This window comes from Geodermatophilus sp. SYSU D00742 (genome assembly GCF_054049935.1).
In genome coordinates this window covers 92,208-115,888 of the sequence record NZ_JBJGYJ010000009.1, presented here as the reverse complement: position 1 = coordinate 115,888, position 23,681 = coordinate 92,208, and the positions used below count along the sequence as shown (strand labels likewise).

At 75.7% G+C, this 23,681-nt stretch carries 23 protein-coding genes; 13 read left to right on the top strand and 10 right to left on the bottom strand.

Annotation, left to right across the window (positions count from 1 at the left end; translation table 11 throughout):
• Nucleotides 1-11: 11 nt before the first annotated feature.
• Entirely contained in the window at nt 12-2,270 is a 2,259-nt protein-coding gene (locus ACI78V_RS08900) for a helicase-associated domain-containing protein (RefSeq protein ID WP_456850481.1), read from the bottom strand.
• Nucleotides 2,271-2,340: 70 nt separating this feature from the next.
• On the opposite strand from ACI78V_RS08900, the gene ACI78V_RS08895 reads away from it, so the two are divergent.
• From ACI78V_RS08895 to ACI78V_RS08885, 3 genes are all read left to right on the top strand, one after another.
• Complete coding sequence (locus ACI78V_RS08895; RefSeq protein ID WP_456850480.1) at nt 2,341-2,868, top strand: hypothetical protein; 528 nt, start codon at nt 2,341-2,343, stop codon at nt 2,866-2,868.
• A gap of 113 nt (nt 2,869-2,981) precedes the next feature.
• Entirely contained in the window at nt 2,982-3,197 is a 216-nt protein-coding gene (locus tag ACI78V_RS08890; RefSeq protein WP_456850479.1) for a hypothetical protein, read from the top strand.
• Between the two features lie 2 nt (nt 3,198-3,199).
• Nucleotides 3,200-4,855 carry an AMP-binding protein gene (locus tag ACI78V_RS08885; RefSeq protein WP_456850478.1) on the top strand — a complete coding sequence of 552 codons (1,656 nt, stop codon included), beginning with the start codon at nt 3,200-3,202 and terminating at the stop codon, nt 4,853-4,855.
• 71 nt (nt 4,856-4,926) lie between these two features.
• Here the strand turns inward: ACI78V_RS08885 and ACI78V_RS08880 are convergent, their stop codons facing one another.
• Entirely contained in the window at nt 4,927-5,706 is a 780-nt protein-coding gene (locus ACI78V_RS08880) for an endonuclease/exonuclease/phosphatase family protein (protein ID WP_456850477.1), read from the bottom strand.
• 75 nt (nt 5,707-5,781) lie between these two features.
• On the opposite strand from ACI78V_RS08880, the gene ACI78V_RS08875 reads away from it, so the two are divergent.
• Entirely contained in the window at nt 5,782-6,351 is a 570-nt protein-coding gene (locus ACI78V_RS08875; protein ID WP_456850476.1) for a hypothetical protein, read from the top strand.
• A gap of 207 nt (nt 6,352-6,558) precedes the next feature.
• Entirely contained in the window at nt 6,559-6,954 is a 396-nt protein-coding gene (locus tag ACI78V_RS08870; protein ID WP_456850475.1) for a cold-shock protein, read from the top strand.
• Nucleotides 6,955-7,056: 102 nt separating this feature from the next.
• Here the strand turns inward: ACI78V_RS08870 and ACI78V_RS08865 are convergent, their stop codons facing one another.
• Nucleotides 7,057-7,533 (bottom strand): DUF2771 family protein, encoded by a 477-nt coding sequence (locus ACI78V_RS08865; RefSeq protein WP_456850474.1) that lies wholly within the window; start codon nt 7,531-7,533, stop codon nt 7,057-7,059.
• Complete coding sequence (locus ACI78V_RS08860; protein WP_456850473.1) at nt 7,530-9,104, bottom strand: MFS transporter; 1,575 nt, start codon at nt 9,102-9,104, stop codon at nt 7,530-7,532. The genes ACI78V_RS08865 and ACI78V_RS08860 overlap by 4 nt, the downstream gene beginning before the upstream one ends.
• Before the next feature lie 90 nt (nt 9,105-9,194).
• Here ACI78V_RS08860 and ACI78V_RS08855 point away from each other — a divergent pair, with 90 nt between their 5' ends.
• Nucleotides 9,195-10,001 carry a DUF3027 domain-containing protein gene (locus ACI78V_RS08855; protein WP_456850472.1) on the top strand — a complete coding sequence of 269 codons (807 nt, stop codon included), beginning with the start codon at nt 9,195-9,197 and terminating at the stop codon, nt 9,999-10,001.
• A 282-nt stretch (nt 10,002-10,283) separates the two neighbouring features.
• Here the strand turns inward: ACI78V_RS08855 and ACI78V_RS08850 are convergent, their stop codons facing one another.
• Nucleotides 10,284-10,505 (bottom strand): DUF2530 domain-containing protein, encoded by a 222-nt coding sequence (locus ACI78V_RS08850; RefSeq protein ID WP_456850471.1) that lies wholly within the window; start codon nt 10,503-10,505, stop codon nt 10,284-10,286.
• 152 nt (nt 10,506-10,657) lie between these two features.
• Here ACI78V_RS08850 and ACI78V_RS08845 point away from each other — a divergent pair, with 152 nt between their 5' ends.
• From ACI78V_RS08845 to thpR, 5 genes are all read left to right on the top strand, one after another.
• Complete coding sequence (locus ACI78V_RS08845) at nt 10,658-12,169, top strand: NCS2 family permease (protein ID WP_456850470.1); 1,512 nt, start codon at nt 10,658-10,660, stop codon at nt 12,167-12,169.
• 31 nt (nt 12,170-12,200) lie between these two features.
• Nucleotides 12,201-12,635, top strand: coding sequence for a MarR family winged helix-turn-helix transcriptional regulator (locus ACI78V_RS08840; RefSeq protein ID WP_456850469.1), 435 nt, complete (start codon nt 12,201-12,203; stop codon nt 12,633-12,635).
• A complete protein-coding gene (locus tag ACI78V_RS08835) occupies nt 12,632-13,996 on the top strand; it encodes an MFS transporter (RefSeq protein WP_456850468.1) in 1,365 nt (454 codons plus the stop codon). Before ACI78V_RS08840 ends, ACI78V_RS08835 begins: the two co-directional genes overlap by 4 nt.
• A gap of 77 nt (nt 13,997-14,073) precedes the next feature.
• Nucleotides 14,074-14,475 carry a hypothetical protein gene (locus ACI78V_RS08830; protein ID WP_456850467.1) on the top strand — a complete coding sequence of 134 codons (402 nt, stop codon included), beginning with the start codon at nt 14,074-14,076 and terminating at the stop codon, nt 14,473-14,475.
• Nucleotides 14,472-15,041, top strand: coding sequence for an RNA 2',3'-cyclic phosphodiesterase (gene thpR, locus ACI78V_RS08825; RefSeq protein WP_456850508.1), 570 nt, complete (start codon nt 14,472-14,474; stop codon nt 15,039-15,041). The genes ACI78V_RS08830 and thpR overlap by 4 nt, the downstream gene beginning before the upstream one ends.
• A gap of 6 nt (nt 15,042-15,047) precedes the next feature.
• On the opposite strand, the gene ACI78V_RS08820 is transcribed toward thpR, so the two are convergent.
• Nucleotides 15,048-16,856, bottom strand: coding sequence for a peroxidase family protein (locus ACI78V_RS08820; RefSeq protein WP_456850466.1), 1,809 nt, complete (start codon nt 16,854-16,856; stop codon nt 15,048-15,050).
• A 193-nt stretch (nt 16,857-17,049) separates the two neighbouring features.
• A complete protein-coding gene (locus tag ACI78V_RS08815) occupies nt 17,050-18,012 on the bottom strand; it encodes an aldo/keto reductase (protein ID WP_456850465.1) in 963 nt (320 codons plus the stop codon).
• Between the two features lie 28 nt (nt 18,013-18,040).
• Here ACI78V_RS08815 and ACI78V_RS08810 point away from each other — a divergent pair, with 28 nt between their 5' ends.
• Entirely contained in the window at nt 18,041-18,865 is an 825-nt protein-coding gene (locus ACI78V_RS08810; protein WP_456850464.1) for a thioesterase family protein, read from the top strand.
• Between the two features lie 94 nt (nt 18,866-18,959).
• Nucleotides 18,960-19,769 carry a TrmH family RNA methyltransferase gene (locus ACI78V_RS08805; RefSeq protein ID WP_456850463.1) on the top strand — a complete coding sequence of 270 codons (810 nt, stop codon included), beginning with the start codon at nt 18,960-18,962 and terminating at the stop codon, nt 19,767-19,769.
• A gap of 7 nt (nt 19,770-19,776) precedes the next feature.
• Here ACI78V_RS08805 and ACI78V_RS08800 read toward each other — a convergent pair whose 3' ends face one another.
• The 3 genes from ACI78V_RS08800 to ACI78V_RS08790 are packed head-to-tail and all read right to left on the bottom strand — an operon-like array spanning nt 19,777 to nt 23,666.
• Entirely contained in the window at nt 19,777-21,081 is a 1,305-nt protein-coding gene (locus ACI78V_RS08800; RefSeq protein ID WP_456850462.1) for an MFS transporter, read from the bottom strand.
• Nucleotides 21,082-21,141: 60 nt separating this feature from the next.
• Entirely contained in the window at nt 21,142-21,954 is an 813-nt protein-coding gene (locus tag ACI78V_RS08795) for a PEP/pyruvate-binding domain-containing protein (RefSeq protein ID WP_456850461.1), read from the bottom strand.
• Entirely contained in the window at nt 21,951-23,666 is a 1,716-nt protein-coding gene (locus ACI78V_RS08790; RefSeq protein WP_456850460.1) for a PEP-utilizing enzyme, read from the bottom strand. Before ACI78V_RS08790 ends, ACI78V_RS08795 begins: the two co-directional genes overlap by 4 nt.
• Nucleotides 23,667-23,681 lie beyond the last annotated feature (15 nt).

Here is a 23,681-nt window from a genome sequence, read left to right as displayed (position 1 = left end):
TCACGCGCAGGTCACGAGGACGCGGCGGGCTCCTCGTCCTCGACCAGCGCCACCGACGTGATCCGGTGGACGGCGAAGGTGCGGCTCTCGCCCCGCCGCTCGTCGTACCCCTGCAGGAAACCGCCGGCCAGTGACACCGGTTGCACCACGCGCTGGCTCCCGCTGCCCTGCGCGTCGACGTAGCCCAGCCACACCGGCACGCCCTCGCGGACCGCGCGGGACAGCAGCTCCAGGGTGCCGGCGGTGGTCACCCCGGGCACCTGGCGCACCGCCTCGCCGCGCCGGGCGGCCAGCGCGGCGTCCCCGGCGCGGATCTCCCGCACGGTGGCGGCCATCTCGTCACCGGTCAGCGGCCGGGGTGCGGCGGCGGTCGTGCCCCCGGGACGGCGCCCCGCGGCGCGTGGCCGGGCGGGGGGGCGGGTGAGGACGGTGCCGCCCGGCGACTCGCCGGCGGGGGCGTAGCCGGCCTCGCGGAGCACGGTGAGCACCTCGTCGGCGCCCAGCCCGCTGACCAGGACGCCGGGAGCCAGACGGCGCAGTTCGGCCCCCGCGGTCCGCCGGTCGTTGAGCACCTGGGACAGCAGCCCGTGGTCGTCGGAGCGCACGTAGCTCTCGATGGCGCCCACCCGCAGCCGGCCGTGCTGGCGCGCGACGTCGTCGACCAGGTAGTCCAGCGCCTGCGGCACCGGGGTGCGCGAGGCGCGGGCGAAGAACTCGTGCAAGTCGGTGGCCGACCAGCCGGCGTCCAGCGCCCGGCGGACACTGCCCTCCGACACCCGGAACACCGTCGCGCCGCCGGAGGACTCCACGTCGGCGACGACGGCGAGGGTGTCGGCGAGCTCGGCGACCAGCGGGCCGGGCGCCACCAGCGAGAGGTCGGGCTGGGCCAGCACGTGGTCGACCGGCTCGGGCAGCAGCCCCCGCATGCCGTCGGCGGCGCCGTCCTCCCCGGCGGCCAGCAGCCCACGGCCGCCGGTGGACAGCACCCCGCCGACCAGGACGCCGAGCCGGGCCCCCTCGGTGAGCAGGTCGGGGACCGGCGCCAGCCGGTCGGCCCGCCGCGGGGTGCGCCAGCGCAGCAGCGCGACCAGGTCGTCGGGGGCCACGCCGCTGCCGCGCGGGTACTCGCCCAGCGCCGACAGCGCCGAGCGCCGGATCGCCGGGGCGGTGTGCCGGACCAGGTCGGGGGAGAGCGCGTTGACCGCCTTGCCGTTGACGTCGCGCTGCCCGGCCAGCGAGGGCAGCCGGACGGCGTCCAGCCAGCCCCCGGCCAGCGTGGCCCACCGGTCGGGGAGGTCCTGCTCGCGCCACAGGTCGTAGGCGCGGGTGGGCAGCCACTCGTCGCGGTGCGGCCCGCCGACGTCCAGCAGGCCCGCGACGTGCGCCAGCTCCAGGAGCCAGCCGGCCTCGGGCTCGGACACGTGCAGGGCACGGGCCAGCCGCTTCTGGTCGCGGACGGCGACCCCGCCGCTGCGCAGCAGCCCCGCCGGTTCCTCCTCGAGCAGCACGAGCAGCTCGCCGACCCGGCCGACCGACTCCATCGCCGCGCCGGCCGCCTGCCGGTCCACGACCGCGGGGTCCCGCGCGACGACGGCCGGCTCGGGGCGCACCCGCGGGGCGCCGTAGGGGCGGTCGCCGCGCAGCAGCAGGCCGATCTCCCGCGGCAGCTCCACGTTGAGCGCGTCGATCCGGGCCAGCAGGCCCTGCTGCACCAGCCGGCGCGCGGGGGAGGCGCCGTTGCCGGTGCTGTCGGGGAGGTGGCCGACCGGCCGGTCGCCGGCCAGCCGCTCCAGGACCCCGCGCTCCTCGGCGGACAGCTCGCCGATCGCCCGGGGCAGGTCCGCGGGCAGCGCCAGCCGCAGCTCGCTCGCACGGCGGCCCAGGCCGGCCGGGTACCGGACCGCGCGGCGCACGGGGTCCGGCGCGTGCAGGACGTCGTCGCCCCACAGCAGGGCCCGCGTCGCCAGCCGCTCCAAAGCGGCGGCCAGCACGTCGTCGGGGACCTCGGGCAGCGCGGCGGGCAGGTCCGCGGCGTCCACGCCGTCGGTGCCGGCGAGCAGGACCACGTCGAGCACCTGCAGCGTCGCGGCGTCCAGCTCGTCGAGGGCGCGGTCGACCGAGACGGGGACCGCCAGCCGGCTGGCCAGCGCCACGACGTCGGACGGCGCCGGCCGGGCCACGTCGGGGCGGGCGGCCAGCAACGCGCCGAGCTGCTCGTCGCTGCGGGTGCGCAGCCAGGCGGCCAGCGTGGCCGGGCGGTCGGCAGACATCCGGTCAAAGTTACGTCGCCGGCGCCACCCGGTGCCGCCGCGTCCCCGGCAGCTGCGCCAGCATGACCGCGTGCACCCGGCAGCCGAGGACCCGCAGACCGGCACCGCACTGACCGGCTACCAGGCCGGGGCGCTGCGCTGGCTGGTCGGCGGGGGGATCGCCGTCGTCCTCGGGGTGCTGCTCGGTGCCGCGGCGGTCAGCATCGCCCGGGACCGCGGTGCAGGGGTGCCCGGCGTCGGCCTGGTCGTCGTCGTCCTGGTGATCTCGGGCACCGTCGCCGCCGTCGCCGGGGGCGGGGCGCTGCTGCGGCACCGCCGCTGGCGGCGGGCGCTGCAGACGGTGCCCTGGCAGACCGGCGTGCTCCGGATCGCCGGTCCGGCGGTCCTGGCCTTCGAGCCGGAGGGCTACGACGAGACCGACCCGCTGGCCGAGCCGGTGCGGCTGCGCCTGGAGAGCACCACGGTCTGGCGTACGCGAGCGGTCCAGCACCTGCACGACGCCGTCGTGCGGGCCGCGCCGGTGGGTCCCCGGGAGTGGGTGCTGACCGCCGACGGCGTGCCCACGGTGTACGGGGCCCGGGCGGTCCGGCGCCGCTGACCGACCCCGCGGTGGCGTAGTGCGTGCGTTCTGGGTACCGCTTCCGAGAAGATGTCCAGCGACGCGGCACCGCGAGGTGCACGCACCAGACGGCAACGGAGGCGATCGGCGACATGGCCAAGCGGAAGACCAAGCACGCTCACCTGGTGGAGCCCACCTGGGGCCAGTCCGACAGCGGCGGCCCGCCGCTGACGGAGTTCACCGCCGAGCCGGCCGGCCCGCTCAACCCCTTCGGCGAGGACCACGACTTCCCGCTGCCGCCGAGCCGCCTCCGGTACGCGCACCCGACCGACAAGCCCAACCGGGCCGGCGTCATGGCAGGCGAGTAGGGATGAGCACTCCCGCGCTGCCGTCCTACAGCAGTGGCACCTCCACCGTCCCCCTCCTCGGGGACACGATCGGGGCGAACCTCGACCGGACGGCGGCGCGGGTGGGCGACCACGAGGCGCTGGTCGAGTGCGCCACGGGTCGCCGGTTCACCTACCCGCAGTTCGTCGCGGAGGTCGACGCGGTCGCCCTCGGCCTGGACGCCCTCGGCGTGGCCAAGGGCGACCGCGTCGGCATCTGGGCGCCGAACTGCGCGGAGTGGGCGTTCGTCCAGTACGCCACCGCCAGGCTCGGCGCGATCCTGGTCAACATCAACCCGGCCTACCGCACCCACGAGCTGGCCTACGTGCTCCAGCAGGCCGGCATCTCGGTGCTGGTGAGCGCACCGGAGTTCAGGACCAGCGACTACCGGGCCATGGTGGACGAGGTCCGCGGGCAGTGCCCCGACCTGCGGGAGGTCGTCTTCCTGGGCTCCCCGGAGTGGGAGCAGCTGGTGGCCACCGGCCGGGCCGGCGACCGCGGCCTGCTCGCCGAGCGGGAGACCCAGCTGTCGGCCGACGACCCCATCAACATCCAGTACACGTCGGGGACGACGGGCTTCCCCAAGGGCGCCACGCTCACCCACCACAACCTGCTCAACAACGCGTTCTTCGTGGGCGAGGGCTGCGGCTACACCGAGGCCGACCGGATCTGCATCCCGGTGCCCTACTACCACTGCTTCGGCATGGGCATGGGCAACCTCGCGGCCACCTCCCACGGCGCGACGATGGTCATCCCCGCACCCGGCTTCGACCCCGCACTGACGCTGAAGGCGGTGCAGGAGGAGCGGTGCACCTCGCTGTACGGCGTCCCGACGATGTTCATCGCCGAGCTCGCGCTGCCCGACTTCGGCAGCTACGACCTGTCCAGCCTGCGGACCGGCATCATGGCCGGCTCCCCGTGCCCGGTCGAGGTGATGAAGCGGGTGGTCGCCGAGATGGGCATGACCGAGGTGACCATCTGCTACGGCATGACCGAGACCTCCCCGGTCTCCACCCAGACCGGCGCCGACGACGACCTGGACCGGCGCACCTCCACCGTCGGCCGGGTGCACCCGCACCTGGAGGTCAAGGTCATCGACCCCGAGACCGGGCTCACGGTGCCGCGCGGGACGCCGGGGGAGTTCTGCACCCGCGGCTACTCGGTGATGCTCGGCTACTGGGAGGAGCCGGAGAAGACCGCCGAGGTCATCGACGCCGCCCGCTGGATGCACACCGGGGACCTCGCGGTCATGGACGCCGAGGGCTACCTCAACATCGTCGGCCGGATCAAGGACATGGTCATCCGCGGCGGGGAGAACGTGTACCCGCGGGAGGTCGAGGAGTTCCTCTACACCCACCCCGACATCATCGACGCGCAGGTCATCGGCGTCCCCGACGAGCGGTTCGGGGAGGAGCTCATGGCCTGGGTGCGGCTGCGGGAGGGTGCCGAGCCGCTGACGGCGGAGGCGCTGCGCGAGTTCTGCGGCGGCAAGCTCGCCCACTACAAGATCCCGCGCTACGTGAAGATCGTCGACGCCTTCCCGATGACGGTCACCGGCAAGGTCCGCAAGGTCGAGATGCGTGAGGTCTCGGTCGAGGAGCTCGGCCTGCAGGCCGCCGCGGCCATCAGGAACGCCTGAGGAACGACCCCGTCCTCCCCACCCTCCGCGAGCTCAGGGCGGGACCCGGGACGGGGCCGGGCGGCTCGTCGTCATGCCGGTGCCGTCCCGGTCCGCACGGGGACGACGAGGGCGCGGTGGTCCGACAGGGGCAGCCGCACCGCCTCGGCCGGCCCGGTCGCGACGACCGGGCCCCGGGCCAGCACGTGGTCCAGCTGCCGGGTCGGGGCGTCCACCGGGAAGGTCGCGGCCCGGCCCAGGGGCTGGAGCCCCGACAGCCGCACCGCCTGCGGGGCCTGCATGTTCAGGTCGCCCATGAGGAGCAGCGGTTCGTGGGTGCCGGTCAGCGAGCGGACCAGCTTCGACAGCTGCAGCGCCCCCCAGCCGGGGACGAACGACAGGTGGGTGTTGCAGACGGTGAACTGGCCCGACGGCCCGTCGAGGACGGCGGCGACGGCGACCCGCGGCTCGTCGCCGACCAGCTTCGGACGCGGCGTCCCGCGGAACCACACCGGCACCCGGCTGCGCAGCGCCGGCAGCCGCACGACCCGCCACGACACGACCGGGTAGCGCGACAGCAGGGCGATGCCGTAGGTCGCGGACCCGGGCTGCTCCTCGCCGGTGGCCGCCATCCAGGTGCCCCCGGGCGTGCCGTGCAGCGCCGCCACGAACTGGGAGTCCACCGCGCCCATCGCCTCGGCTGCGACCGCCGTCAGGTCCGCGCCCATCGACCGCGGCTGGTCGCGGTCGACCTCCTGCAGCCCGAGGACGTCGGCGTCCAGGGACTTCACCGCCGCGGCCAGCCGCTCGACGTCGACGCGGTCGTCGACGGGGGAGCGGCCGTGGAGGATGTTGAACGTCGCGATCCGCACGGACCTCCAGTGCCCCGACCGGCGCCGTCCACACGGGCACGTTCCGAGCACGGGACGCCGGGTAGCAGGTACGGCGTGCTGCCAGACGACCGCGACGAGATCCGTGACCTCCTCAAGCGCACCGCCGTGGCGCTCAAGCAGGGCGACGTGCCCTTCGCCCTCTGCGGGGGCTACGCGGCATGGGTCCGCGGGGCACCGGAGCCCGACCACGACGCGGACTTCCTCGTCCCGGCCGCGGAGTCCGAGCGGGCGGCCAAGGTGCTGGCCGACGCCGGCCTGGAGGTCGTCGACCCCGCCGAGGACTGGCTGACCAAGGTCGTCCAGGGCAACTCGTTCGTCGACGTCCTGTGGCGCACCTGCGGGATCCCGGTGGAGATGGACCTCATCGACCGCGCCGAGGAGTTGCCGGTGCTGTCGGTGCACATGCCGGTCCTGGAGGCCACCGACATCGTGGTCACCAAGCTGATGGCCCTCGACGAGCACTACTGCGACTACTCGCGGCTGCTGCCGGTGGCCCGCGCGCTGCGCGAGCAGGTCGACTGGGCGCGGGTCCGCCGGGAGGTCGAGAGCAACGACTTCGCGGCGGTCTTCCTGATCCTGCTCGACCGGCTGGGAGTCGTCGAGGGCGTCGTCAGCGAGGGCTGAGCACCCCGGCCGGCGCGGCTGCGGCCACGGGGACGACGACGGCGGTGGCGGCCGCCGCCGTCCTCGGCGCGGCCCCGGCCAGGACGCGGGGGAAAGGGCGGGGAGGACGGCGGTCGCGCCGACTAATCTGGCAGGCAGCGGTCCCCGTACCGCGCCCGTCCTCCCGGCCCGGTGCCGGGTCCGTCCGCGACCGACTGAGAGATCAACGTGCCCACCGGCAGAGTCAAGTGGTTCAACCCGGAGAAGGGTTTCGGCTTCCTCTCCCGCGAGGACGGTCCCGACGTCTTCGTGCACAAGGACGCGCTGCCGGCCGGCACCAGCGAGCTCAAGCCGGGCCAGCGGGTGGAGTTCGGCATCGTCGCCGGACGGCGCGGTGACCAGGCGCTGCAGGTGCGCATCCTCGATCCGCTGCCGTCGGTGGCCGCGGCACACGCGGAGCGGACCCGCAAGAAGCCCGACGAGCTGGTCCCGATCATCGAGGACCTCATCAAGCTGCTCGACGACGTCTCCAACGGCCTGCGCCGCGGCCGGCACCCGGACAAGGCGGTGGCCCGCAAGGTCGCCGCGGTGCTCCGCGCGGTCGCCACGGACCTGGAGCACTGAGGACGGGCCACTCCCGTCTCGCGGGAGGACCCAGTCCTCCCCACCCTCGGCGGGCTCGGGCGGTACCCGGGACGGGGCCGTCGCGGGCCGTGCGGGGTCTGATCAGCCGGCGGGGTCGGGTGATGCCGTCCCGCCGGTGGCGCCGCCGGCGCGCAGGAAGCCCACGGGCCACGCCCCGCTGAACCCCGCGCAGTCCTCGCCCGCGTCCTCCACGACCACCAGGTAGAAGGCGGGCGGGACGACGTCGGAGCTGTTGATCCCGTCGAAGACCGTCTCGCCGCGGTCGACGTCGACCTCACCGAGCTGCTCCTCCAGCTGCTCGTCGAAGACCTGCACGCTCCAGCCCCGCTCGGCGACCGAGTCCGGCACGGTCAGCCGGATCGTCGTGTCGGGGGAGACCTCGAGGATCGGCGGCGTGGTCGAGTAGCGCTGCCCCTCGCCGTCCAGGCAGGACTGGGTCGGCGAGACGCTGACCTGCCGTGCTCCCGCCACGACCTCGACCTCCTCGGGGCCGCTGGGCTCCGAGCCGCAGCCGGCGAGCAGGAGGACGCCGGCGGCCAGGCCGGCCGCCCGCCTCACGGCTGCCGTCCCGGGGCCGCGTCGGGCGCGCCCGGCGACCACGTCGGCGTCTCCGCGGTGGCCGCGGTGCGGCGGCGCGGACCCCACAGGACGAGCCCGACGGCGAGCACCAGGAGTGCGGCGGCCACGGTGAAGCCGAGCCAGCCGGTGGGCGGCAGGGCGATGCCGAGGGCGCCGCCCACCACCCAGGACAGCTGCAGCATGGTCTCCGACCGGGCGAAGGCCGAGGCGCGCAGGCTCTCGGGCACCTCCCGCTGGATGATCGCGTCGAGGGCCACCTTGCCCAGCGCGTTGGTCACCGCCGCCACGCCGGCGACGACGGCGGCCATCGGCAGGCTGTAGAAGACGGCGGCCAGCACGGTGATCGCCGCCGCGGTGCCGGCCGACCAGAGCACGATCGGGTCGGGGCTGACCCGGTGCAGCCGGGAGCCGACCGCCGTGCCCAGGACGCTGCCCACGCCCGCGGCCCCCGCGACCGCGCCGAGGGCGAGGGTGGCCGGCCACCCGCCGTCGACCGTGGCCTGGACCAGGAAGGCGGAGAAGATCGTCAGGAATCCGCCCAGTCCCCGCAGCGCCGCGTTCGCGCGCAGCGCCACGACCACGTGCGGGCTGACCGGACGCCGCCGCCGGCCGGTGGCCACCGGCTGCGGGGCCGTGGTGAGCACGTCGGCGGGCTGCTCCCCGGCCGGGACGTCGACGTGGTGGGGCAGCCGCACCGCGGCCACCGCGCCCACGACGAAGACCGCCGCGGTGGCGTACAGCAGCCACTCGAAGCCCAGCGCCCACGCCAGCCCGGCTCCGATGCCGCCGAACACCCCCGCGGTGAGCAGCCCGAACACCGACGTCCGGGCGTTGGCGGAGGTGAGCGACATCGCACCCGGCAGCACCCGGGGGACCACCGCGGCGCGCAGCACGTTGTGCGCCTTGGACAGCACCAGCACACCGAGCGCCGCCGGGTAGAGGACGAAGTCGTCGAAGTGCGCCGCCATGACCACCGCCAGGACGGCGCGGCCGGACAGGCTCGCGCCCATCGCCCACCGGCGGCCGCGCTGCAGCCTGTCCAGCAGCGGGCCGATCACCGGGGCGACGACGGCGAACGGCGCCATCGTGACCAGCAGGTAGAGCGCCACGTTGCCGCGCTGGGCGTCGGTGGTCGCGGCGAAGAACAGCGTGCCGGCCAGCGAGACGGCGACCATCGCGTCGCCGGCCATGTGCAGGGCGTTGACCCACAGCAGGTGCGTGAGCCCGCTCTCGCCCGCGCCGTCGGCCCGGCTCGCGGCGCGGACCCGGCGCACCGCCGCACCGGTCAGCTGCCGCGACCGCACCGCGGCCACACGGGTCACCGTCAGCTTCCGCGGCGGCAGCGGCGCGGTCGGGGGCGGGGTGGGCGACCCCGGCGGGAGCGCGGGCGGGGGTTGTGCGCCTCCCCCGCCGGCCTGCGCCTCCGGCAGCGGGCGGGTCGCCGGCCGGGGGACGTCGATGGGGGCCGTGTCCATCCGCTCCGCCGCCGGCGGCAGCGGCCGCCCGCGCAGGACGCCGCGCCGGGGCGCGGGCGGGCGGGAGCTGGGCACCCGCCCATCGTGCCGCACCCGTCCGGACGGTCGGTCGGCGAACCGCCCCCGCACCGACGCGGGGGTGGCCGCGTCAGGGACAATGGCGACGTGGTCGACTTCACCGACCCCGCCGCGGCGGGGAACGACGTGCTGTCCGCGGCGGTCGAGCAGGCCCGGGCGGCAGCGGTCGAGACCGCAGGCTCCCCGGACCTCGTCGGTGAGCACCTCGGCGCCGTCCCCGAGCTGCCCGCCGCGGACGTCGAGCTCCCCGACCCCGCGGTGCTCGGCGAGGTGGTGACCCACTCCTTCGCCAGCCGGCTGCCCGGCTACGTCGGCTGGCACTGGGCCGTCACGCTGGCCCGGGTCCCCGGTGAGGAGACCGTGACCGTCGACGAGGTCGTCCTCCTGCCGGGGGAGCAGGCGTTGCTCGCCCCGGCGTGGGTGCCGTGGCACGAGCGCCTCCGGCCGGGCGACCTCTCGGTCGGCGACGTCCTGCCCGCCACGGAGGACGACCCCCGCCTGGTCCCGGCCTACACGGCCGACGACGACTCCGCCGACGACCCGGAGGGCGCCGTCGTCGCCGCCGAGATCGGTCTCGGCCGCGAGCGGGTCATGTCCCGGGAGGGGCGCAGCGAGGCCGCAGCCCGGTGGAGTGCGGGTGAGTTCGGTCCCGGCTCGGCGATGGCCCGGCACGCGCCCGGCCCCTGCGGCACCTGCGGGTTCTTCCTCCCGCTGGCCGGCTCGCTCCGGCACGGCTACGGCGCCTGCGGCAACGTCTACGCCCCCGCCGACGGGCACGTGGTGGCCGTGGACTACGGCTGCGGCGCGCACAGCCAGGCCACGCTGGTCGCCGACGAGGCGACCGAGGTCGTCACCTCGGCCCGCTACGACACCGGCGCCTTCGACGTGCTGTGACATCGCGGTCCTCCGGACCGCACCGCGGCCGACGGCCGTCCCCGACCGCCGCTGAGCCGCTGCCCGTGTCCCGGTCGGGAGGTCCTGCGGACCCCCGTGACCGGTCCACACCGCGGCCGAGGGCCGTCCCCGACCGCCGCTGAGCCGCTGCCCGTGTCCCGGTCGGGAGGTCCTGCGGACCCCCGCGACCGGTCCACACCGCCACCGACGGCCGTCCCCGACCGCCGCTGAGCCGCTGTCCGTGTCCCGGCGAGAACGACCCGCGGTGGGCCCGGTGCGCCCTCAGTCCCGTCGGCGGAGCTGGCCCTGCCAGCGCATGATGCCCAGACCGGCGGCAGCGAGGGCGATGCCGGCGACACAGGTCCAGGTCCACACGCGGTCGACGCGGTCCCCGAGCAGCAGGAGGACGACGAGCGCGACCGCCCACACCGCCGTCCCGGCCAGCACGACGCGGACGGTGTCCACCCGCAGCGGGGGCGGGGCCTGTTTCGCCGGACCGGGCACACCCCGACCCTAGGCGCTGTACCGCGCCCCCTGCCTGCACACGGCCGGCACGTGCGTGTGGCACTCTGTCGCCGCTCAGTGCAGACCGCACCGGTCGGCCGGCGCGCGCTCCCCCGCCGCTCGCCCGCCCGGCCCCCCGTCGTGGAGTCGTCATGGCAGAGAAGTCCGGCCCGTCCACGGGCAGCAGCGCCCCCGGAGACACACCGGCCGACGTCGCCGCCGGTGCCCGTACGGCGCGGCGCAGTGGCGGTCCCCGGGTCAAGCCGAAGAACGGGCTGGACCGCTACTTCGAGATCAGCGCCCGCCGCTCGACGGTGACCCGGGAGCTGCGTGGTGGCCTGACGACGTTCTTCACGATGGCCTACATCGTCATCCTCAACCCGATCATCCTGTCCGGCACCGACGTCACCGGCGGCTCGCTGCCGTTCGCCTCCGTCGCCGCGGTCACCGCCCTCATCGCCGGCGTCATGACGATCCTCATGGGCGTCGTCGGCCGGTACCCGTTCGCGGTGGCGGCCGGGCTGGGCATCAACGCGATCGTCGCGGTCTTCGCGGCCACCCAGCTGTCCTGGCCGGAGATCATGGGCCTGGTCGTGCTGGAGGGCCTGCTCATCACGGTGCTGGTGCTGACCGGCTTCCGGCGGGCGGTGTTCGAGGCCATCCCGCCGCAGCTGAAGACGGCGATCGCGGTGGGCATCGGCTTCTTCCTGACCATCATCGGCCTGGCCGACGCCGGGGTCATCCGCCCCGGCACGCCGCTGATCAGCTTCGGCGTCGGGGGCCAGTTGGCCGGGTGGCCGCTGCTGGTCTTCGTCGTCGGCCTCCTGCTCACCAGCGTGCTCGTCGTCCGCCGGGTCAAGGGCGCGCTGCTCATCGGCATCGTCGTCTCCACCGTGCTGGCGATCGTCATCGAGGAGGTCGCCGACATCGGTGTCCGCGTCGGTGAGGAGAACCCGCGCGGCTGGGCGCTCCAGCTGCCGCGGTGGCCCGACGAGGTCGTCAGCGCGCCGGACCTGTCGTTGGTCGGCGAGTTCTCGCTGTTCGGCGGCTTCGAGCGGATCGGCGTCATCGCCGCCCTGCTCATCGTCTTCTCGATCATGATCGCCGACTTCTTCGACACCGTCGGCACGGTGACCGCCGTGGGCGCCGAGGGCGACCTGCTGGACGAGAACCGCAACCTGCCCCGGTCCCAGCCGGTGCTGCTGGTCGACTCCCTGGCCGCCGCCGCCGGTGGTGCGGGCAGCGTCTCCTCCAACACCACCTACGTCGAGAGCGCCGCCGGGGTGGCCGACGGCGCCCGGACCGGCCTGGCCAGCGTCGCGACCGGCGTGCTCTTCCTCCTCGCGATGCTCTTCACCCCACTGGTGCAGATCGTGCCGTCCGAGGCCGCCGCGCCGGCGCTGGTCATCGTGGGCGCGCTGATGATCAGCCAGATCCGGAACCTGGAGTGGGACGACATGTCCCTGGTCATCCCGGCGTTCCTCACCATCGCCCTCATGCCGTTCACCTACTCGATCACCAACGGCATCGGCGCCGGCGTCATCAGCTACGTGCTGCTGCGGTCGGTCGTCGGGCGCCGCCGCGACGTGCACCCGCTCATGTGGGTCATCGCGGTGCTCTTCCTCGTCTACTTCGCCCTGGAGCCGCTGCAGCAGTTGTTCTGAGTCGCGGGCGACCGTTAGCTAGGCTGAGGAAGTGGGCCGGACGACGCTCGACACCGCGGCGCTGGCCCACGACCTGCGCCTGGCGGTGATGCGGTTCTCGCGGCGGCTGCGCAACCAGCGGGTCGACCAGTCGGTCACGCTGACCCACCTGGCCGCGCTGTCGACGCTCCAGCAGCACGGCGCGATGAGCCCGGGTGAGCTGGCGGCGCACGAGCGGGTGCAGCCGCCGTCGATGACCCGCGTCGTCGTCGCGCTGGAGGGCATGGGGCTGGTCACCCGCAGCCCGCACCCCACCGACGGCCGACAGGTGGTCATCGACCTCACCCCGGCCGCGGAGGAGTTGCTCACCGTCGAGGCCCGCGCCCGCGAGGCGTGGCTGTCCGGGCGGTTGCAGGAGCTGACCCCCGAGGAGCGGGCGGTCCTGCGCGAGGCGGCGGCGATCATGGGCAAGCTGGCGAGTGGGTGAGCGGTCGCACGGACGGCACGGGGATGTTCCGGTCGTTGCGCGTCCGCAACTACCGGATCTACGCGTCGGCCAACCTGCTCAGCCTCACCGGTACGTGGATGCAGCGGATCGGCCAGGACTGGCTGGTCCTGCAGCTCTCCGGTGACAGCGGCATCGCGCTGGGGCTGATCACCGCACTGCAGTTCGGGCCCACGCTGGTGCTGAGCATGTACGGCGGGGTGCTGGCCGACCGCTACGCCAAGCGCCGCATGCTCGTCGTCACCCAGGCGCTGATGGGTCTGCTGGCCCTGGTGCTGGGGCTGCTGGTGGCCGCCGACGGCATCGAGCTGTGGCACGTGTTCGTCCTCGCCGGGGCCCTGGGCGCGGTGTCGGCCATCGACGCGCCGGTGCGACAGGCCTTCGTGTCCGAGCTCGTGGGGCCGGAGCTGCTGACCAACGCGGTCAGCCTCAACTCGACGATCTTCAACGGCGCGCGGCTGGTCGGCCCGTCGGTCGCCGGGCTGCTCATCGGGGCCGCCTCGGGCGACACCGCACCGGCGTTCTTCGTGAACGCCGCCAGCTTCGCCTTCACCATCGGGGCGCTGCTGCGCATGCGGGCCGGCGAGCTGCACCCCAGCCCGCGGGTGGCCCGGGCCAGGGGCCAGCTGCGCGAGGGGCTGGCCTACGCCTGGGCCCACCCGGACCTGCGGCTGGCCATGGGCCTGGCGTTCGTGCTGGGGACCTTCGCGTTCAACTACCAGGTCACCATCGCGCTGATGGCCCGTGAGGTGTTCGACCTCGGGGCCGAGGCGTTCGGGCTGCTGTCGACCTGCTTCGCCGTCGGCTCGCTGTCCGGTGCGCTGCTGTCCACCCGGCGCAGCACCCGCCCGCGGCAGCGGTTCCTCGTCGTCTCCGCGGCCGTCTTCGGCCTGCTCACCATCGTCTGCGGGCTGGCGCCGGGGTACTGGTCGTTCGCGGTGCTGCTGGTGCCCACGGGCGCGGCCGGGCTGGTGTTCAGCGTCGCCAACAACAGCTTCGTCCAGCTCGGCGCCGACCCGCAGGTGCGCGGCCGGGTCATGGCGCTGTACTTCATGTGCTTCATGGGTGGGACGCCGCTCGGCGCGCCCCTGATCGGCTGGGTCTCCGAGCACCTCGGGGCGCCCTGGGGGCTGGTCCTCGGCGGGTCGGTCGCCGTCCTGGCGGGGTGCGGCGGTGCCGCGTGGCTGGCCCGGGGCCGGCGCGTCCGGCTGCAGGCCTCCCTCGCCCCACCGCGGCTGCAGCTGCACGTGAGCCCCCGCACGGTGCCCCCGCCCCAGGTGCCCGCCGCCATGGAGGCCGCCGCGCTGCAGGCACCCGGCCAGCGGACGGCGAGCGGCAGCTGACCGCCGTCCGGCTGCCGCCGGACGCCGCCCCGACGTACCGTGACGCAGGTCATCGTCGAGTCGTCCGTGGAGGCGACATGGCCACCTCGCTGCTGTACCTCGGGTCGATCGTCGCGGGCGTGGTGGGTGCGGTGGCGGGTCTCGGCTGGCTGGCCCGCTTCCTGTTCGGGTCGGCGCGGCTGCCGGTGTCCCGGCGCCGGCGGGCACCGGAGCCGCCGCGACCGGTGCACCGCCCCCTGGAGGTCGTCGCCGCGGACCTGCGCCGGCTGGGCCGGCAGCTGGCCCGGGTGCCGGCCGGCGCCCCGATGGCCCGCCGGCGCGGACTGCAGGCCGCCTACGACGACGTCCTGATCGAGGCGGCGGAGCTGCTGGAGGTGCCGCACGCCCTCACCGGCACCCCACCCGGGCGGTCCCGCGACGTGGAGCGCCTGCGGGTGCGCGCGGCGCTGGCCGACGCCGGCCTGGTGGTGCCGGACTGAGCGCCCAGGCCACGCGGCGGCTGTTCTTCGCGGTGACGCCGCCGGCCGCGGCGCGCGACGACCTCGACCGGGCACTGGCGCCGCTGCGCGACGCCCCGGGGGCGCCGCGCTGGACCGCTCCCGGCCGCTGGCACCTCACGCTGCTGTTCCTCGGCGCGGTACCCGACGCGGCGGTGGCGCCGCTGGTCGACGCGGCCGGCCCGGCGGTGGCGGGCACCCCGGCGCTGCGGCTGCAGCTCGCCGGCGGTGGCCGGTTCGGTTCCCGGCGGCGGCCACAGGTGTGCTGGGCCGGCCTGGCGGGCGACGTGCGGGAACTGGGGGCGCTCGCCGGCCGGCTGTCGCGGACCGCCCGCGGGCTGCGCCTCGCGGTCGAGGACCGGCCCTTCCGGGCGCACCTCACCCTCGGGCGCTGGCGACCCGGGCGCCCGGGGGACGGCGACCTGCCCGACCGGCTGGCCGACTACCGCGGACCGAGCTGGCCGGTGACCGAGGTGGAGCTGCTGGAGAGCCACCTCGGCCCGTCGGCGCGGTACGAGCGGCTGGCCGCCTGGCCCCTCGACGGGTGAGCGGGCTCAGACGACGGGGCCCTCCACGGGGGTCGTGGCGTCGGGGTCGATCCGCTCGTCGGGCTCGAGCGGCTCGGGCTCGAGCAGCTCCTCCTCGTCCACGTGCTCGCCCTCCTCGGCCTCCTCGCCCTCCTCTGCCTCCTCGCCCTCCTCTGCCTCCTCGCCCTCCGGCGGCACGACCGCCCGCGGGTCGATCGCGTCGGCACGCAGCAGGAAGTGGCCCATCGAGGGGCCCGCGCTCGGGGTGTAGGTGGGATTGGCGTTGAAGTACGAGGTGGGGTCGCAGGCCAGCAGCCCGAGGATCACCTCGGCGACGATCGTGGCGCCGACGGGACCGAGGCGGTTGCCCCCGAGCAGCTCGGACTCCTTGAGGATGTAGAACCACAGCGGCGCCTTGCCGCCCCAACCGGGGTCGGTGAGACCGAGTTCGGCGTTGGTGTAGACCTTCTTGGCGCCGATGGCCGTGGCGACGTCCTGGCCGGCCGGCAGACCCAGCCGCTTCCCGCGCAGCAGGTTGCGCTCGATCAGCGAGACGATCGCGCCCGCGGTGGGAGCGACGACGGTGGGCGGCAGCGTGGTGAGCGGCAGCGACAGCTGGGTGTCGATCTTCCGGGCCATGTTCCGGTCGTCCGGCGCGCTCATGCCGGGGATGTCGAAGAAGTAGTTCCAGTCGATCCACAGGTCAGCGGGGACCGGGCGGTGGCCGCGCAGGTCCTGGTAGCCCTCCTGGGCGAAGATCGGGACGGTGCGCTGGTCCTGCACCTCGTACTCCGCGCGGATCATGCTGTGCCCGAAGCGGTAGGCCGCTCCGGAGTACTCGATCGGCATGTAGGGCCGCTGCCGGTCGCGGGGCTTGTAGAACTTGCCGGTGAACTCGATGGGACCGCCGCGCCGCTGGACGATCTTGCTGCGGACGACCTCGCCTCCGACGATGCGGGTCAGGAAGTCGTTGACGATCAGCCACTGGTAGTTCCACCGCAGCTCCCGCTGGGCCTGCTCGAAGGTCCGGCCCTCGTCCCGCAGCCTGTTGTGCATCCGCAGGAAGACCGCGTGCAGCTGCGCGACGATGAGGTTCTCGTCGTTGCGCGGGTCGCCCAGGTACGCCGCGCCGGTGTCGTCGCGGGGCAGGTCGTGCAGCCCGTCGTGGTCGTTGACCATCAGGTAGCCCGGCCTGGCCGGGTCGTAGAGCTCCGGGCTGCCGGTGGGGCCTTTGCCGTAGACGCTGGCCAGGTCGAAGCGGGGCGTGTCGAAGTTGGTGACGCCCCGCGGGTCGTACTGCTGCTCGGTCAGCGGCGTGGTGTCCAGCGTCATGTCGTGGTCGATGAACTGGCCGAGGTAGATGTACCCGGCGGGGATGGTCGAGATGTCGAACTCCGCATCGGAGTCCTTGACGTCGCTGAGCGGCAGCTTGCCGTCGTTCATGCTCGCCGCGAGCGCGGTGAGCAGGGTGTCCGGCGGGCTGAACGCCGGCAGCTGCTTGAACATGACGCCGAAGCGCGCCTCCCGGTCGCGCCCGACGCGCACCGCGATGTCGGCGCCGCGTGGGTTGCCCACCGCGTGTGCGGCCCGGGCGGCCCGGGCCGGCCGGCGCGTCACCTGCGGTGCCGTCGTGGGCGCCGGGGTCGGCGTGGGTGCGGCCCGCCGCTCCGGTGCCGCGAACGCCGTGCCGCTCATCACCGGCACCGCGGCCAGGCCGGCCAGCCCGGCGGCCAGCACCGACCGCCGGGACAGCCGGTTGCCCGCCCCCTCGTCGTCCCGCGCGGCTGCCCCACTGAAGGGGCAGCCGCCCCCGGACCCGTCCCCGAACTCGCGCATCGCACGCCCCCCGGCGCAGAGGAGAGCCCGCACCCGTCGGCAGCTCTCGTGGCCGTTGACCCTGCTGGGCGGCGAACGCGCAGGCCACACGCGGGAGCGGGGGTGGACGGCCCCCAGAGTTGGGGTGCCGGGGGACGGGGCGTCGCGCAGTGTGGTCAGCCGGTGACACCGCGCAGGACGTTGGGCGCCGTTCTCACCAGGCGTACTCCATGGGTGCCGCTCGGTAGCCGGGGAAGATCTCGTCGAGGCGGGCCAGCTGGGCGTCGTCCAGGCGAACGTCGAGGGCTCCCAGCGCACCGTCGAACTGCTCCGTCGTGCGGGGGCCGACGATCGGTGCGGTGACCGCCGGCTGGTGCAGCAACCAGGCCACGCCCACGTCCGCCGGTGCCAGGCCCCACTCCCGGCAGGCGTCCTCGTAGGCCTGCAGTGCCGGTCGGTGCTGCTCGACCCGCTGCTCGGCGGCGCGGCGGCGGTCGCCGCCCTCCCGGGCGAGGACCCCGGCCAAGAGCCCACCGGCCAGCGGGCTCCACGGGATGATGCCGACGCCGTAGTGCCGTGCCGCCGGGAGCACCTCGAGCTCCACGTGCCGGGTGAGCAGGTTGTAGTGCGACTGCTCGCTGACCAGTCCGACGGAGTGCCGGCGGGCGGCCGCCTCGTTGGCCGCCACGATCTGCCAGGCGGCGTGGTTGGAGGAACCGACGTAGAGCACCTTGCCCTGGGCGACGAGGGTCTCGCAGGCCTGCCAGATCTCCTCCCACGGCGTGGTCAGGTCGACGTGGTGGAACTGGTAGAGGTCGATCCAGTCGGTCCGCATCCGGCGCAGCGACGCCTCGCAGGAGCGGACCAAGTTGCGGGCGGACAGGAACGTGTCGTTGGGCCAGTCGGTCATCGAGCCGTACACCTTGGTGGCCAGCACGGTCTTCTCGCGCCGCTGCCCGCCCTGGCCGAACCAGGTGCCGAGGACCTCCTCGGTCCGCCCCTTCCCGGCGTCGAAGCCGTAGGTGTTGGCGGTGTCGAAGAAGTTCACCCCGGCGGCGTGCGCGCGGTCCATGATCGCGTGGGCGTCGGCCTCCGCGGTCTTCCAGCCGAAGTTCATGGTGCCGAGGCACAGGCGGGAGACCGACAGGCCGCTGCGTCCCAGGTGCGTGTACTCCATGGGCGCCCACCCTGGCAGTCTCGGGGGCGTGCCGCAGACCGACCCGACGCTCTCCGTGTTCGACGCCGCCACCGCCGTGACCAGCACCGAGGGCGGCGGGCTGGCCGCGGAGCTGGAACCGGGGTGGGACGTCGGGCCGGGCGTCCTCAACGGCGGGTACCTGCTCGCGGTCGTGGCCCGGGCGGCGCTCACGGCCAGCCCGCACGCCCACCCGGTGGCGCTGGCGGCGAGCTTCCTGCGCGCCACGCCGCCCGGTCCGGCCACGCTGACGCTGACCCCGGGGCCGGCCGGCCGCACGCTCGCGCACGCCTCGGTGCTCCTCGCGGGTGGGGACGGGCCGTCGCTGGCCGTCCAGGTCACCACCGCCACGCTGACCGACGACGAGCCGCTGTACTCGGCGTCGTCGCCGCCGGAGGCCACCCCGGTGGCCGACTGCCTGCCCGCGGTGGACGACGGCACGCTGACCCACCCCCTGCCGGAGGTGGGGCTGCGGACCCGCGTGCACACCCGGCTGGACCCGTTGACCGCCGGCTGGGCGATGGGCCGGCCCGGGGTCGAGCCGTACCTGCGCGGCTGGGTCCGGCTGGCCGACGGACGCGAGCCGGACCCGCTGGCGCTGCTGCTGTTCGCCGACGTCCTGCCGCCGACCAGCTGGGCGACCGGACGGTTCGGCTGGGCGCCGACGGTGCAGCTGCAGGTGCTGGTGCGCGCCCTCCCGGCGCCGGGCTGGTGCCTGGTGGAGGCACGGGCCAACGAGGTGGCCGGCGGCTGGCTGGACGAGGACTACCGGATCTGGGACTCCACCGGCCGGCTGGTCGCCCAGAGCCGGCAGCTGGCGCGCCTGCCGCGCTGACCGCGGCGATCACGGCGCCGCGACCACCCGAGGACGGCCGCACGCGGTCCCCGCGCCGTGACCGCGGGGCCGGCGGCTTGGGAGGATGGCGGTCGTGCCCACCGCGCCCGTGACGATCACCGACCCGCACGACGAGCGGGTCGCCGACTTCCGGGACCTCGTGGCCGGCGACCGCCCGCCGGGCACCGAGCGCGGGACGGGCACGGTGATCGTGGAGGGCGTGCCGGCGGTCGAGCGGCTGCTGGCCTCGCCGTACCGGGTGCGCGCGGTGTTCGGCGTCCCGGGCCGGGTGGCCGCACTCGGCCTGCCCGAGGGCGTGCCCGCCTACGAGGCGGACAAGTGGGTGCTCTCGGAGGTCATCGGGTTCCGGCTGACCCGGGGCGTGCTCGCCTCGGCCGACCGGCGGCCGCCGGCCGACGTCGACGCGCTGCTGGCCGGGCCGGACCCGGTGGCGCCGCGGCGGCTGGCGGTCCTCGAGGCGCTCAACGACGCGGAGAACCTCGGCTCGATCGCCCGCTCGGCGGTGGCCCTCGGCGTCGACGCGCTGCTGCTGGACCCGCGGTGCGCCGACCCGCTGTACCGGCGCTCGGTACGGGTGTCGATGGGGCACGTGCTCGCGCTGCCGTTCGCCGTCCTGCCCGACTGGCCCGGCGGGCTGGCGCGGCTGCACGACGCCGGCTACCTGACCGTGGCGCTCACCCCGGCGCCGGACGCGGTCGACCTGACCGAGGTCGACCCGAAGGCCCACCCGCGGACGGCGGTGCTGCTCGGTGCGGAGGGCCCGGGGCTCACGCCGGAGGCGCAGGCGGCCGCGCGGGTGCGGGCCCGGATCCCGATGCGGGCGGGCGTGGACTCCCTGGGCGTCGCCGCGGCGGCCGCGGTGGCGTTCGCGACGCTGCGCTGAGGGCGGCTCAGCCCGGGCGGACCGCGGGGAGCGCGGCGGCCGCGGCCACCGACAGCACACCCCCGACGGCGGTCAGCCAGAAGACGCCCGTGCCCGCTCCGCCGGCCATGAGCAGGGCCAGCAGGCTCGTCCCGGTGATGCTGCCCAGGTAGCGGCAGGTGGACCACACGCCCGACGCCAGGCCGGCACGCTCGGCCGGCAGCGCCTCCAGCCCCGCCGTCTGCACCGCGGCCGCGGCCATGCCCTGGCCGATGCCGCACACCGCGAGCAGCACAGCCGCCACCGGCGCCTGCCGCGCCGGGTCGACGGCGACCAGCGCCAGCGCCGGGACGGCCACCATCGCCCCACCGAGGACGGCGGGCCGCCGGCGTCCCCAGCGGTCGCTGAGCCGCCCGCCGAACAGGGCGGCGACGCTGGCTCCTGCGAGCGCGGGTAGCAGCAGGGGCACCGCTGGACCGGTGCCCACCAGGAGCGGGACGGCGAGGACGACGGTGTAGAGGGCCAGGTTGCCGGTGGCGACCGCGGCGCCGGCGGCGAGCACCGGACGCAGCCGGAGCACTCGCACGTCGAGGACCGGCGCCGGCTGGCGGAGCTCGCGCCGGGTGAACGCGACGGCGACCAGGACGAGCGCGCCCGCCGCGGCCACCAGCCAGCCGGCCGGGAGCCGCCGGAACTCGCTCAGGAGGGCGGCGCCACCCCCGAGGACGGCGAGCAACAGCAGGGCCCCGGGGACGTCGAACCGCGCCGCCACCGGCCGTCCCCGCGCGACCGGGCCGTCCGGGTCGGGCGGGAACCAGCGCCGGACCGCGGCGACGCCGAGCACCACCACCGGCAGCGTGACGAGGAACGCGCCGCGCCAGCCGGCCACGTGCACGGCGAGGGCGCCGAGAACCGGCCCGGCGGCGGCGGCTGCGGTCGCACTCGCGCCCACCGCGCCGAACGCCCGGCCCCGGCGTGCGGCGGGGACCGTCGCCCGCACGGTCGCCGCAGCGTTCACCAGCGCCAGCGCTCCGCATGCCGCCTGTCCGCAGCGCATCACCCCCACCGCGGGGAGCGCCGGAACGGCGGTGGCCAGTGCGGTGCACAACCCGAACCCTGCGGTGCCGAGGAGCGCGCAGCGCCGGCGGCCCCACCGGTCGCCCAGAGCGCCGGCGATGGTCTGGCAGGCCGCGGTGACGACGAGGTAGGCGGTCACCAGGGCCACCACCCCGGCGACGCCCGTGCTCAGGGCCGCACCGATCCGCGGCAGCGCGACCGCCACGGAGGTCGAGCCCAGGGGGACCAGCGTGGTGGCCAGGCACGCGGCGGCCACGACCGGTCGCTCCTCCGCGCGGACGCGGGCGGCCGGTCCAGTGCCCGCGGCCATCCCCGGTCAGCCGGTGGTGATCGGCCGGCGCTGCAGCAGCGCCACGCCGGCGGCCCCCCAGGCCCACTCCACGTCGGAGGGCCCCCCGAACAGCTCGTCGCAGCGGTGCGCCAGGTCGGCCAGCACGGTCAGCTCCGCCTGGTGCAGGCAGGGCTGCCGGGCGCGCTGGGGTTCGACGTCGACGGTCGCCGTCCCACCACCGGGCCGGGGGACGACCGCGCGGTCCTTGCGGCCGACGACCCGGTCCAGCAACCGGCCGTCGCGGTCCAGACGGAACAGGTCCGGGACCACCATGCCCCCGACCACCGCCTCGCCGAGCGACCAGCTGGCCTCCACGACCAGCTGGTCGGCGCCGGTCACGGGATCGTGCGAGAACAGCACCCCGGCCGCGACGGCCGGCACGAGCCGCTGCAGGACCACCGCGCAGCGCGGCGGGGAACGGTCGCCGCGGGCGCGACGGTAGGCCAGCGCCGGTTCGGCGCAGGCCGACGCCGCCACCCGCACGACGGCGTCGACGACGTCCGCGGTGCCGACGTTGAGGACCGACAGGTGCTGGCCGGCGTAGCTGGACGTCCCGCCGTCCTCACCCACCGCCGACGAGCGGACGGCCAGCGGCCCGCCCAGCTGCGCAGCGGCGTCCCGGACGGCAGCAGCGGCCTCCCGGTCCCCGGCGGCCACGGTCGCGACGAGGTCGACCGGCAGCGCCGTCCCGGGTGGGACGGGCAGGCCGCTGCGCAGCGCCCGCCCCAGTGCCACCGCCTTGCCGCCGTAGGTGCCCTCGTCCTCGACCGCCGCCAGCGGCACGGGCCCGGCCGTCACAGCACCGTGACGGTGCCGGTGGCGCCCTCGACGCGCACGCGGGCTCCGTCGGGCACCACCTGCGTGGCCTCGGAACAGCCCACGACCGCGGGGACGCCGAACTCCCGGGCCACGATCGCGGCGTGCGAGAGCAGTCCGCCGCGGTCGGTCACGATGGCCCCGAGACGGGGGAGCACCAGGTTGAACGCCGGACCGGTGGACGAGGCGACGAGCACGTCACCGGCCTGGATGCGGGACAGCTCCCCGGCGCCGGACACCACCCGCGCGGTGCCCTCATAGCTGCCGGAACTGACGCCCAGCCCGTGCAGCACCCGGCCCTCCGGCGGGCGGGCGGCGTCGCGCAGCACGGCTGCCACGGCGAAGCCGACCGCCTCGTGGATCCGGGCCGCCGCGGGCGGCAGCCAGGACGCCGGCACCGGCTCGCCCGGTGGCGTGCCGAGGAACGGTGGCATGTCCCGGTAGTCGGCGGTCCGCCGCCGGTGGACCCGCGCGGCGACCTCCTCCCGGCCGGGGCCGCGGCCCTCGACCAGCAGCGACCGGACTTCACCGGCATCGAGGTCGACGGCGTCCTCGGGGTCGTCGAGGAGGCCGCGGTCGGCCAGCCGCCGACCGGCCTCCAGCAGCGCGGTGCGTGCCGCGCTGCCCATCCGCCGGTCCCCGTGGACGGCGCGTTCGTCGCGCAGCCGGTAGACCAGGCGGGCCTCGGCGAGCAGGTCGTCGAAGGCGGCCCGGTGTTCCGGCGGGACAGCCGCCCGCACCCGGGCCTCCACCTCGGCAGCCCCGACGTCGTCGCGCGGGCGGTCCGGCGAGAGCGCGCCGCGGATGCGTCCGAGCACCAGGCCCGGGGCCTCGAGCGACCCCGGTTCGGCGACGGAGTCCTCCCCGTCGACCGGCAGGGCCGCCAGGGCCGTGAGGTAGGCCCCGGCCCGCTCGCCGACCGGGCCGGGGCTGCGCAGCAGCGCGCTGAGCGCCGCGTCCGGCTCGGCCGTCCGGTCGACGACCAGCGCCGCGGCCGCGGGGTCCTCGCGCAGCGCGGCCACCAGGGCGGCCAACTGGTCGGGTGCCCCCTCGGTGACCGGGCTCGCGCCGGCGAGGCAGGCCAGCACGTCGGCGGGTGGCAGCCCGGTCCACCGCATCCTGTGGACGACGAGGTCCGCGACGGGCAGCAGGGCGGGGACGGTGTAGCGGTGGTGTTGCTTCCAGCCCTCGACGAGGGCCTGCGCACACCGATCGACGTGGTCGGCCAGACCGGCGTCGTCCAGGACGCCGAGATCCACCGCGGTCAGCGCCCGGTGGACGCCCTGCAGTGCCGGCTTGACCTCCTCGTCCCACTCCCGGAGCGCCTCTCGCCATCGGCGCTCGGAGAGGACCGCCTCCGCTGTGGCGACGCGCTCGCGCAGCACCGGGTGTTCCTCGAGGAGTTGCCGGAACACCGGCCCCGGTGGCGGTCCCGCGGCGTCCGGGGGCGCACCCACCGGGCGCAACCGCTGGTAGAGGAACCCGCCCACGACGGCCGTGTCGAAGTGCTCCAGCAGGGTGCCGTAACGGGCCAGGCCCTCGTCGAAGCCGAGCGAGAAGCCCTCCAGGACTGCGACGGCGGTGAAGCGGCACAGCGGCCGCGGCACGTGGCTGGGATCCAGCGTCCAGGTGCCCGGACCGGGGGCGACCCACGTGGGCGAGCTGTCGACCTGCTGGGCGCGGACGTCGTCCATCGTCGCCTCCCGGGC